The organism is uncultured Clostridium sp. (assembly GCF_934754915.1).
Taxonomy (GTDB): domain Bacteria; phylum Bacillota; class Clostridia; order Clostridiales; family Clostridiaceae; genus Clostridium.
Genome location: NZ_CAKVKB010000110.1, coordinates 1 through 11,101, shown reverse-complemented (window position 1 = coordinate 11,101; position 11,101 = coordinate 1). Strand labels below are relative to the sequence as shown.

The 11,101-nt window shown below is 27.6% G+C and carries 11 protein-coding genes and 1 pseudogene; 9 read left to right on the top strand and 3 right to left on the bottom strand.

Annotated elements, in window-relative coordinates; genetic code table 11:
• On the bottom strand, window positions 1–1,202 hold a 1,202-nt coding region (gene istA / locus Q0F58_RS14150; RefSeq protein ID WP_294377821.1), incomplete at its 3' end, for an IS21 family transposase.
• Between the two features lie 367 nt (window positions 1,203–1,569).
• Between istA and Q0F58_RS14145 the strand changes: the two genes are divergently transcribed.
• The gene (locus tag Q0F58_RS14145) at window positions 1,570–1,734 is read left to right on the top strand and encodes a hypothetical protein (protein WP_181039407.1); all 165 of its coding nucleotides are present in this window, start codon (window positions 1,570–1,572) and stop codon (window positions 1,732–1,734) included.
• 138 nt (window positions 1,735–1,872) lie between these two features.
• Here the strand turns inward: Q0F58_RS14145 and Q0F58_RS14140 are convergent.
• Window positions 1,873–1,980, bottom strand: a pseudogene (locus tag Q0F58_RS14140) (helix-turn-helix domain-containing protein); the annotation flags it as partial.
• Between the two features lie 288 nt (window positions 1,981–2,268).
• Between Q0F58_RS14140 and Q0F58_RS14135 the strand changes: the two are divergent.
• From Q0F58_RS14135 to Q0F58_RS14105, 7 genes are all read left to right on the top strand, one after another.
• Window positions 2,269–4,272, top strand: a complete 2,004-nt coding sequence (locus Q0F58_RS14135; RefSeq protein WP_294377809.1) for a flagellar assembly protein A — start codon at window positions 2,269–2,271, stop codon at window positions 4,270–4,272.
• A 243-nt stretch (window positions 4,273–4,515) separates the two neighbouring features.
• On the top strand, window positions 4,516–5,604 hold the full coding sequence (gene cobT / locus Q0F58_RS14130) for a nicotinate-nucleotide--dimethylbenzimidazole phosphoribosyltransferase (RefSeq protein WP_294377806.1): 1,089 nt from the start codon (window positions 4,516–4,518) through the stop codon (window positions 5,602–5,604).
• A 132-nt stretch (window positions 5,605–5,736) separates the two neighbouring features.
• Window positions 5,737–6,261, top strand: a complete 525-nt coding sequence (locus Q0F58_RS14125) for a bifunctional adenosylcobinamide kinase/adenosylcobinamide-phosphate guanylyltransferase (protein WP_294377801.1) — start codon at window positions 5,737–5,739, stop codon at window positions 6,259–6,261.
• A gap of 1 nt (window position 6,262) precedes the next feature.
• Window positions 6,263–7,027 (top strand): adenosylcobinamide-GDP ribazoletransferase, encoded by a 765-nt coding sequence (locus Q0F58_RS14120; RefSeq protein WP_294377798.1) that lies wholly within the window; start codon window positions 6,263–6,265, stop codon window positions 7,025–7,027.
• Window positions 7,028–7,059: 32 nt separating this feature from the next.
• Complete coding sequence (locus tag Q0F58_RS14115; protein WP_294377795.1) at window positions 7,060–7,479, top strand: bifunctional adenosylcobinamide kinase/adenosylcobinamide-phosphate guanylyltransferase; 420 nt, start codon at window positions 7,060–7,062, stop codon at window positions 7,477–7,479.
• Window positions 7,472–8,062 (top strand): histidine phosphatase family protein, encoded by a 591-nt coding sequence (locus Q0F58_RS14110; protein ID WP_294377791.1) that lies wholly within the window; start codon window positions 7,472–7,474, stop codon window positions 8,060–8,062. The genes Q0F58_RS14115 and Q0F58_RS14110 overlap by 8 nt, the downstream gene beginning before the upstream one ends.
• Before the next feature lie 56 nt (window positions 8,063–8,118).
• On the top strand, window positions 8,119–9,573 hold the full coding sequence (locus Q0F58_RS14105) for a cobyric acid synthase (RefSeq protein ID WP_294377788.1): 1,455 nt from the start codon (window positions 8,119–8,121) through the stop codon (window positions 9,571–9,573).
• 183 nt (window positions 9,574–9,756) lie between these two features.
• On the opposite strand, the gene Q0F58_RS14100 is transcribed toward Q0F58_RS14105, so the two are convergent.
• Window positions 9,757–10,272: a helix-turn-helix domain-containing protein gene (locus tag Q0F58_RS14100; RefSeq protein ID WP_294377786.1), complete on the bottom strand. Its 516-nt coding sequence runs from the start codon at window positions 10,270–10,272 to the stop codon at window positions 9,757–9,759.
• Window positions 10,273–10,532: 260 nt separating this feature from the next.
• On the opposite strand from Q0F58_RS14100, the gene Q0F58_RS14095 reads away from it, so the two are divergent.
• Window positions 10,533–11,003, top strand: coding sequence for a hypothetical protein (locus Q0F58_RS14095; protein ID WP_294377782.1), 471 nt, complete (start codon window positions 10,533–10,535; stop codon window positions 11,001–11,003).
• Window positions 11,004–11,101 lie beyond the last annotated feature (98 nt).

The window sequence follows — 11,101 nt, the reverse complement described above, 5'->3', positions numbered from 1 at the left end:
TAAAAAGAAGTATATTTCAACGCTGTTGGACGTTTTGACATTAATTCTATATATGGAATCCATTTCATTGATTCCATTCCCTTACCATAAAGCCTAGGATGCTCCCTAATAACTTCATAAGACTGATTTAGGATAATTACCTTATCGCTTGTGGCTTTTACATATACAGTATCTTGAGCATATTTAGGTGAAGTTGAATATAGATTACTGTCAAAAATAACTTTTGCATAATTATCTGTTTTTCTTGGCTCTAAAATAAATACATCATAAGGAATCTCATTTATTGGTTTCATAGAATTTAAATCTTCTAAAAATAATTGATTAATAGAGATATTTTTCACATAGTGATTACGTTCTGCATCTTTTTCACAACACTCATAAAGTTTAGTATTAAATTCCTGAAAATCTAGTATTGTAGGAACTGGAACAAACATATTTCTTCGTTCATAACCTACCTTATTTTCCACATTTCCTTTTTCCCATCCAGATGCTCCATTACAAAAAGCTGCTTCAAATTTATAGTGAGCCATAAATTTCTTAAATCCATCAGTTAGTGTTCTAGTATGTCCTTTTCCAATATGTGTAACTTCTGCTGATAAGTTATCAAATATAATTCGATAAGGAACTTTACCAATATATTCAAAAATATTCTTCATTCCTTGCAATAAGCATTGCTGGTTTTCTCCACCAAATATTTGACAATATGATTTATTACTATATGGGAAAGACATAGTAAGCTTCAATGCATCAATCATTTCTCCAGAATTATTTATGTATGAAAAGTGTCCAAAGTCAACTTGTGCTTCGCCTGGCGGATGGTATAAAGGAATATATGCTTTGGATTGTAATTTAAAAATTTCCTGTTTCTTTTTTGATACATAATATTGAACCGTACGAAGTTTTACTTCAAGTTTATCAGGATATTCTTCCTGTAAACGTTCAAAAATTCTTTTAGCTGTGTGGCGTTGCTTTCGAGGTGCTTTTAAATCATCAATAAGCCATTGATCTATGACAGGTTTTAGTGGATCTAATAAAGAAGTTGGCTTCTTAGGCATGTGTATTGGTTCATTAAAATCATTCCTATCAATATATTTTTTCACAGTTTCATAATGATAGTCTGTCCTACGCATGATTTCGCGTATAGAAATTCCTTCACATTCATACATTCGTTTGATATACTTAATATCGTCCATTGTTAACATCCTTTCTTCCTCCTTAAGTTCTCATCAACCTTAAGGATATATTATTGGGAAGGGTGTTACAATGGATTTTTTAGTTTATTAAGTGTTACACTTTTGGATTGCATTTCGTTACAGTTTTATTTTACATTAAATAGAAATTCATAGTTTATAAGCAAGAGATTTAATTATTCTATATGCCCAAATGGGATTTTTATAAAGTATGGAGAGTAAGACTTATTATATAATGAATAAATATAAATAGAAAAAGATAATATAACGTGATATAATGACTTCATAAATAAAACCATTGGATGGGAATGGTGGTTTTGAGACACGTTTAGCCACCTTGGGCTATTAGAAATAATAGTCTAAGGGGGTGGTGTTAGAGATGATTATTGGAATGTTAATAATATCAGTATCAACGATAATATTGATACTGATATTACGAGCATTAAAACATAATTCTAAAAATTGTGAATTTAATCTTGAGATTAACATAAAAGGTTTTAAATTTTCTTTTAAAACAAATGAAAAGAATACTCCCATCAAATAGCATTCTTTTCAAAAACAATCAATTAATCTAATAGCCCTAAAATCGAAAAACGTTCTAGGAAGTGTCATGTTGGTAGCATGGCACTTTTTTATACCTATATTATAGCACAATATTATTAAAAATAAACATTTAAATATTCTAGCTGTTTGTATATAATTTTATCCATCTGTAAAGAGTAGCACGTCCTACTCCTAATAATTTAGCCATTTCAACTTTGGTAATTTCTTTATTAATCATTTTAATGTACTATCATAGTATATTAATATAATTCAGTATTTTACGTTTTTGAGTTATTTTTAATAGGAAATATAGTGTTTATATGTTTATTATATTTTATAGAAATTTTAAATTAATTTTAAAAATCAGGTAAATAATATAAAAAATCATGAAAATAAATAAAAACAATATTTATAATAAAGAAAAAGTGATATAAAAAACAACAAATTTGTAAAATATGATAAATTTGTATGTTATAATTTATATAAAAGAATACGGTGTATAAGGGCTATTTAAATAATATGAGAGGTGATAAAAATGAACGTATTATTTTATGGAAAAAATGTAGATGAATGTTTAAAAGCAGCAGAATCTGAGCTGGGTATTAAAAAGGAAAATCTAGATTATAAAGTTGTAAAAAAGAGTGGAATATTCAACAAAGTAACAACAATTGAAGTTAGATATGATTTGGATTTTACAAAATCAAAAGAAGAAATTGATGATAAGAAACAAAAACAAATTAAAGAAAAAGATAATGTTGAGAAAGAAGATGAAGAATTACTTAAAATTATTGATGAAACAGAATCAGGAATAATGGTTAAAGATGGTTTAATAAAAATTATAAGTAATTCCGTAGAAGCAGAAGTATTTAAAATAAGATCGTGTAGAGGAATCAATTTATATATAAATGATGTTAAATGTGATAGAGAAGTAACATATAATGTAAATCAATTTGACAATTTAAGATATGTAGAAGAAAAAACTGAACCAATAAAGGACTTCCAATTTAAGGTTTCAGAAGATAAAATGGAGGTTTATGCAAAAATTAGCTATAGACCTTCATATGTATATAAACTTATAGATAAAAAAGTTACAAAAGAAATGATATTGAAGTCCAAGAAAGTGCAATCAGGAGATATTAAAAAATATGAAGTACATGAAATAATAGAAGAATTGAAAAAAAATAAGATTGTAAATGGAATACTTTATGATAAAATATATGAATTATGTGAATCTGGTTCAGAAGAATATGTTCTTATAGTAAAGGGAGTAAGACCACAAGATGATATTGAAGATGAAATAAAATTATATTTCGATTTAGAAGAAAAAATTGTTTTGAATCAAGATAATAAGGATGAAACAATAGATTATAAAAATGTGAAGTCAATTTCTAATGTTGAATCAGGAAAAGTCATTGCTCAAAAGATACCAGGCAAGAAAGGTGAAGATGGAATTGATATTTATGGACGTGAAGTTAAAAGGCAGATAGCTAGAAATAAACCAATAAAGGCTGGAAATGGATGCAAATTGGAAAATAACAAAGTCATAGCTATTAAAGAAGGACGTCCTAATATGAAGAATGGAGTCTTTTCAATTAATTCTACATATACTGTGAATAATGTAGATATAAAATCTGGAAATATAAAGTTTGTTGGTGATGTTGAAGTAAATGGAACAATTGAAGAAGGTATGGAAGTATTTTGTCATGGAATGTTACTAGTACGTAAGGATATAACATTATCAAAGGCGAAAGCTAAAGGAAGCATTATTGCTAGAAATATAATACAATCTAATGTTGTTGCAGGAGGATATGATGCGGAAAAAAGTGCGTACATTGAATGTTTAAATGATTTTTATGATGAAATGAAATCATTAGTAAAAACAATTGAAAAGATGGCAGAAAGAGCTCCAAATAGAAAAATTGCAGAATTATTTAAAATTCTTGTTGAACAGAGATATAAAGAAATTCCTAAAATTGCGTTGGAAGTTATAACTTATAATATTACTTTTGGAATAAAAGAAAGCGAAATTCTAGATTTTATAAGGAATAAGATAGTTGGAATAAATGCATTTAGAATTGTATCTATAAGTGAATTATATGATTTCGAAAATATAATAAAAGAAGAAATAAATTATTTAGGTGATGAATGTGAAATTTCTTCAGATATTAAAGCATACTATGTTCAAAATAGTAATGTAGTTTGTACAGGTAATATATTAATTACAGGACCAGGAAGTTATTTATCTACATTAAGAGCTGTTGATAAGATAGAATTTACAGATGTTGATTCTGCTGTTAGGGGTGGAACCTTAATTGCAAAGAAACATTTAAAATTAAAAAATGTTGGAAGTGAAGCGGGAATAGTAACCAAGCTTAAGGTAGATGAAGGAGGAACAATTGAAGCAGAAACAATTCATAGTGGAACTGTGTTGATTTTTGGAAAAAAGAAAAAGATGCTTACTAAATCAGGAAGAAAAATGCTTGCATATGTTAATAAATATGATGAAATACAAGTTGATATGCTTAAAATTGAATATTAATATGTAAAAATTAAGATGAAATAAGAGCCATTTGTACTAGTGTTAAGAATTACTGGTACTAGGCTCTATTTTAATTAAGTTAAAAATTACAAAAATTCTTAATATTAAAAGATATGAATTAGAATATAAATAGATTTTATATGTTATTATTAATAATAGTATTTTATAGTTATAGATTTAAGTTTTTGTGTAAAAATCATATATGAAAATTTAAATTAGAAAATTAGTTATGGGGGATTAATTGTGACATTAGAGGAAGCTTTAAAAAATATAAAGGATTTAGATAAGAAATCTATAGATGAATCAGCTAAGAGATGGGACAGCATTGCCAAACCGTTAAAAAGTCTGGGATTACTTGAAGATGCCATAATAAAAATAGCAGGTATAACTAAAAATAGTACAGTAAAATTAAATAAAAAGGCTTTAATAATTATGTGTGCAGATAATGGAGTTGTTAATGAAGGTGTTACTCAGACTGGTCAGGAGGTTACTGCAAATGTTACGGAAAATTTTACAAATGAAAAAGCTACTGTAAGTATAATGTCTAAGTCTATAGGAGTGGATGTGTTTCCAGTTGATATTGGAATATATAGAGACATGGATAAATCCTTAGGTAAAGATAAAGAAATAAAACCATTTTGTATTTTGAATAGAAAAATAGCATATGGCACAGAAAATATGCTTAAAGGTCCTGCAATGAGCAGAAAAAAAGCAGTCATGGCTATTGAAACAGGAATCGATTTAGTAAGATATATGAAAGAATGTGGATATAATATTGTGGCAACTGGTGAAATGGGAATAGGGAATACTACCACAAGCAGTGCAATAGCTTCAGTATTGTTACATAAACCTGTGGAAGAGGTTACAGGAAAAGGGGCAGGGCTAACATGTGAAGGATTGGAAAGAAAAATTAATGTTATAAAAGAATCAATAAAATTAAATAAACCAAATTCAAATGATCCAATTGATGTGTTATCTAAAATTGGGGGGTATGATATTGCAGGACTTGTTGGTGTATTCATAGGTGGTGCAGTATACAATATTCCCATAGTAATTGATGGATTTATATCAGCAGTTGCAGCATTAACTGCTTCAAAAATTGAACCTAAAATAAATCAATATATGATTCCGTCACATGTTTCAAAAGAACCAGCAGGTAAAATGCTTCTTGATGCACTCTGCTTAAAACCATTTATAACGTGTGAAATGTGTCTTGGAGAAGGAAGTGGAGCAGTAGCATTATTTCCAATATTAGATATGGCATGTACTGTTTATAATAAAATGAGCAGTTTTGATGATATTGGAATTGAAGAATATAAACCATTGTCATAACTGGCTAGATTTAAATCATAAGTAAGATTTAATAATGTATATGTGAATTTTAATCAAAAGTACAAAAATATTTTTAAGATAAAGAAGAACTATATTTTATTTAATAGTAGTTAGTATATTTGGAGGATATAGATGTTTACATTAGTGACAGGAGGAAGTGGAAGCGGAAAATCTGAATTTGCTGAAAATTTATCAGTATCATATAAGTCAAAGAATTTAATGTATATTGCAACCATGTTTCCTTATGACGATGAATCATTTAAAAAAATTGAAAGACATAAAAAAATGAGGGAAAAGAAAAACTTTAAGACTATAGAATGTTTCAAAGATTTGAAAAAGGTAATAGTTCCTGAAAATTCAACAGTACTTCTGGATTGTATGTCTAATCTTGTGGCAAATGAGATGTATCTTGAAGATGGGGCAGGAAATAAGACTGTAAAGGCCATTATGGATGGTGTAAAAAAAGTTAAAGATGAATGTGAAAATTTTATTATAGTTACAAATGAGGTATTTTCTGATGGAATTAACTATGACGATGAAACAATGAAATATATAAAATACATTGGAGAAATAAACAAAGAAATTGGAAAAGAAGCTGATAATGTTATTGAGGTTGTGTATTCTATTCCTGTTTATCATAAGGGGGGTTCTGTATAAAATGTGGAATTCGTTTAAAATAGCATTTTCAATGTATTCAAAGATACCAATGCCTAAAACTGACTGGAATAATGAGAGCATGAAATATGCAATGTGCTTTTTCCCTTTAGTAGGTGGAACTATAGGAATGCTTTTATATGCTGTATATATGATAAGCTATAAATTAGAATTTGGTGATATTTTTAGAACAGCTTTACTGACTATTATGCCAGTACTTATAACAGGGGGAATTCATCTTGATGGATTTGTTGATACAATGGATGCTATAAATTCATATCAGCCTGTAGAAAGAAAATTAGAGATTTTGAAAGATTCACACATAGGGGCTTTTGCATTAATAAGCTGTGTTATTTATTTCATTATTGATTTTGGTGCATGGAGTGAAGTCAGTAGAAAATCTTTATTTATTTTGTGTATTGGTTTTATTCTGTCACGTGCTTTAAGTGGACTTTCAATAGTAACTTTTCCATGTGCAAAAAAGAGCGGACTTGCTGCTGGATTCTCAGATGCTGCACAAAAAAATATTGTTAAGGTTACTATGTATTTTTATATTTTAGCATGTGTTGTAGGAATGTTATATATTGATTTAATATTAGGAATCATAAGTTTTTTAAGTGCATTTTTTATGTTTTTTTACTATAAACATATGTCTATAAAAAAGTTTTCTGGGATTACTGGAGATTTAGCTGGATATTTTCTTCAAATGTGTGAATTATTAATGTTAATAGCTGTTGTTTTAGGTGAAAAAATAATAAATTTTTTATAAAATATATTCATATATGAATAGGAGAAAAATAGATGATTTTTATAATTGGTGGAGAATATCAGGGTAAACTCAATTATGCATTAAATCTTACTAAATTTGATAATGAAGATGTAATTGATTGCTTAGATATAGGAGGAAATTTAAAAATAGATGAAATATTAAATGATAAAAGACCAGTAATTTATAATTTCAATATTCTAATACGAGAATTGTTAAAATTATATGATGATGAAACTGTTAAAGAAAAAATAGATAGAATGTTTGAGCACAATAAAAAATTAGTTGTAATATCAAATGAAATAGGATATGGAATTGTTCCAATAGATAAATTTGAAAGAAGATATCGTGAAGTTACGGGAAGAATATGTTGTGATGTAGCTAAAAAATCGAAGGAAGTACATAGAGTTATATGCAGTATTGGAACAATTATTAAAGGTGATAAGAATGATTAAAATATCGTTAATAAGGCACTCTAAAACAGAAGGAAATCTTCATGGAAGATATATAGGAAAAACGGATGAATCTCTTTGTGAAGAAGGAATTTATCTAGCAAAATGTAAGAAATTTACACAAGTTTCGCATATTTATTCAAGTCCTTTAAAAAGATGTATTGAAACTGCGAATATAATTTATAATGGATTAAAACCGATAATAATTGAAGAATTAAAAGAATGCGATTTTGGAGATTTTGAAAATAAGAATTATAAAGAGCTTGATGGAAATGAAGATTATCAAAAATGGATTGACAGCAATGGAAAACTTCCTTTTCCTAATGGAGAAAGCAAAGAAGATTTTAAAAAAAGAAGTATTATAGGATTTGATAAAATAATCTCTAACATTATAAGAAATAAAATTAGAAATGCGTCAATAATAGCTCATGGTGGAACTATAATGTCTGTGTTAGATAAATATTCATATCCTAATAAGGAATTCTATTGTTGGCAAGTGGATAACTGCTGTGGATATTTTATTGAAATAGATGAGCAGTTGTGGATAAAAGGAGAAAAGAAAGTGAAAGTCTTATGGAAAATATAATTTAGATTAGGATTAATCATTGAAAATATTTAATTGAATAGAGGGAGGATAAGTATTTGGCAAAAACAATAATGATACAAGGTACAGCATCAAATGCAGGTAAAAGTCTCATAGCAGCTGGATTATGCAGAATATTTAAGCAGGATGGGTACAAAGTAGTGCCATTTAAATCTCAGAATATGGCGTTAAATTCATTCATAACTAAAGATGGTTTTGAAATGGGGAGAGCACAGGTTATGCAGTCAGAAGCAGCAGGAGTAGAACCTGATGTACGTATGAATCCAATATTATTAAAACCTACCAGTGATACTGGTTCACAAGTTATAGTAAATGGAAAAGTTGTAGGAGATATGAGTGCAAAGGATTATTTCGCTCAGAAGAAGAGGCTTATACCTGATATAATGAGAGCATTTAATGGACTTTCAGAGGAAAATGACATTATAGTTATTGAGGGAGCTGGTAGTCCTGCTGAAATAAATCTTAATGAAGATGATATTGTAAATATGGGAATGGCAAAATTGGCTGATGCACCTGTATTTATAGTAGGAGATATAGATAGAGGTGGTGTTTTTGCATCACTTGCAGGAACAATGCTGTTTTTAAAAGAGGAAGAAAAGAAAAGAGTTAAAGGAACAATAATAAATAAATTCAGAGGAGATAAATCTATACTGGAGCCTGGATTAAAAATGCTTGAAGATGCAATACATGTTCCTGTTGCAGGAGTTATTCCATATATAGATGTGGATGTTGATGATGAAGACAGTTTGACAGAGAGATTTAATATCAGAGAAAAAAATGCACTTGTAGATATTGCAGTAATAAGACTTCCTAGAATATCTAATTTTACAGATTTTAATCCGTTAGAATATATAAATGGAGTATCTTTAAGGTATGTAGGGTCAGTCAAAGAATTAAAAAATCCAGATTTAATAATAATTCCAGGAACTAAAAATACAATATCAGATTTAATATGGCTTAGGGAATGTGGGTTAGAAGCTGCTATAATGAAGCATGTTTCAAAAGGTAAACCTGTCATAGGAATATGTGGGGGCTATCAAATGTTAGGACTTAGTTTAAGGGACCCTCACAATGTTGAAAATGGAGGAGAAATATCTGGTCTTGGACTTCTTTCATGTGATACTGTTTTTGAAGAGGAAAAAATTACAGTAAGAGTTGAGGGAAAGCTTGAAACTGTCAGCGGAATATTCAGTAGTCTTTCAGGACTTGAATTTGAAGGTTATGAAATTCATATGGGTGACACCACTAATAATAAAAATATTGTGAATAAAGGAAATGTATATGGAACTTATATTCACGGAATTTTTGACAGAGATAGTGTTTCACGAGCTGTTATAGAAGCTATTCTTAAAAATAAAGGTTTAGAAATTGAAAATTTTAAGACTTTTGATATAAAAGAATATAAGCAAACTCAATATGATATACTTGCTGATGAGATAAGAAAATCTGTTGATATGGAATATATATATAAAGTTATGGGAATAAAAAAATAGTCAAGGAGCTGTCGTATTAAAAAATCCAATAACCATATGCAGCATATTAATTAAGTTATTTAACATTATATATGTATATGGTATAATTTAATCTTTGTGCGACAGCTTTTTTGTATATTAAATTTCATAAAAGCAGCCTTTCATAATCAGTATTGAATAAATTAAAAAAGCAGATAGTTAAAATTATGAAGATTTATTTGCTATAAGCTCATTTACTTCAAATTTAACAAAACGGAGTATTTTATCTGTAAATTTCATAAATTCGGCATTAGTTAAATCAAGATTACCATATCCATTACTTATATAAGTTAGAGGAATAGTGTTATTTTTTATTGCAAGTTTTAATGATGATTCTAGTTCAGTATCATCATTTGATGGTTTATTAAAATTTATTTTGAATTCGCAAAGTTTTATAAGATTTTCAATAACTTCAATAGTATTAATATTATCAGAGAGATATTTTTCAGATGATTTAGTATTAGTTTTGTTTAGAGTCAAAAGATCATTCAGATTTACATTTAGTATTTCTGCTATTTTTATAAGACTTTTTGCACTGGGCTCTCTATTATTATTTTCATAATTGGAATAAGTAGAAGATGGCATATTTAATTTCTTTGCCATATCTTTTTGTGAAATATTCTTTTCTTTACGGATTTTCTTTATGTTTGTACCTACTTTTATAATCTCATTAAGTCCCATTAGTTATATACCCTCCTACAATAAATGGTAATATATGTATATTATAACACATAAATTATAGATTGATTAAAAATTTTTAATGACACAAATAGCAATTTATTTAGACGAATTCACTAGATTATTTGGAATTATATATAAATATGTATTAATATATAGATTAATCCTATGAAATATATATTAATATAGAGTATAATGAAATCGTATAAAGTAAGATAAAATTTCAATATAGATATTTTTTTATCTAGAAAGGGTGGTAATATATGGAGGTATTTCTAGAGCAATTTATTGCATGTGATAAAGACAAGCAATCTTTTAAAAATGTAAAGATTATAACAATAGCTGTAATTTTATTAGGATTATTTATATTTTTCTTTGTATGGCCAATTATAGCATTAGTAATACAAATTGCAGCATTGATATTTTTTGTTGTAACATATTTCTCATTTGTAGATTATGAATATGAATTGTATAATGGAAATATAGATATAAGTAAAATTTATGCTGGAAGCAAAAGAAAAACTGCTCAAAAGATAATCATTGAAGATGTTGAGAGTGTATATGAATCGTCTAATAATATAGATAAAAAGCAAGCATTGTTTAACAATAATATAAAAGGATTAAAAGTGTATACATTCAAATTAAAAGGTAATAAATTAGTACAGCTTGCTTTAAATGAAGAACTTGAAAAAATAGTTAAAATAGTTTACCGTAGAAAAATTGAAATTAGATAGTTATATAAATAATCTCTTTGCTAATAAATATGGCAAGGAGATTATTTAATATAGAAAATTATATGAGATTGATTCTATAAAGCGTTTTTGGGATTTTA

Excerpts from the sequence above, each read along its gene's own strand:
- Q0F58_RS14100 (WP_294377786.1), bottom strand. The coding sequence starts at position 10,272 with ATGGGACTTAATGAGATTATAAAAGTAGGTACAAACATAAAGAAAATC.
- Q0F58_RS14110 (WP_294377791.1), top strand. The coding sequence starts at position 7,472 with ATGATTAAAATATCGTTAATAAGGCACTCTAAAACAGAAGGAAATCTT.
- Q0F58_RS14135 (WP_294377809.1), top strand. The coding sequence starts at position 2,269 with ATGAACGTATTATTTTATGGAAAAAATGTAGATGAATGTTTAAAAGCA.
- Q0F58_RS14115 (WP_294377795.1), top strand. The coding sequence starts at position 7,060 with ATGATTTTTATAATTGGTGGAGAATATCAGGGTAAACTCAATTATGCA.
- Q0F58_RS14125 (WP_294377801.1), top strand. The coding sequence starts at position 5,737 with ATGTTTACATTAGTGACAGGAGGAAGTGGAAGCGGAAAATCTGAATTT.
- Q0F58_RS14120 (WP_294377798.1), top strand. The coding sequence starts at position 6,263 with ATGTGGAATTCGTTTAAAATAGCATTTTCAATGTATTCAAAGATACCA.
- Q0F58_RS14095 (WP_294377782.1), top strand. The coding sequence starts at position 10,533 with ATGGAGGTATTTCTAGAGCAATTTATTGCATGTGATAAAGACAAGCAA.
- Q0F58_RS14145 (WP_181039407.1), top strand. The coding sequence starts at position 1,570 with ATGATTATTGGAATGTTAATAATATCAGTATCAACGATAATATTGATA.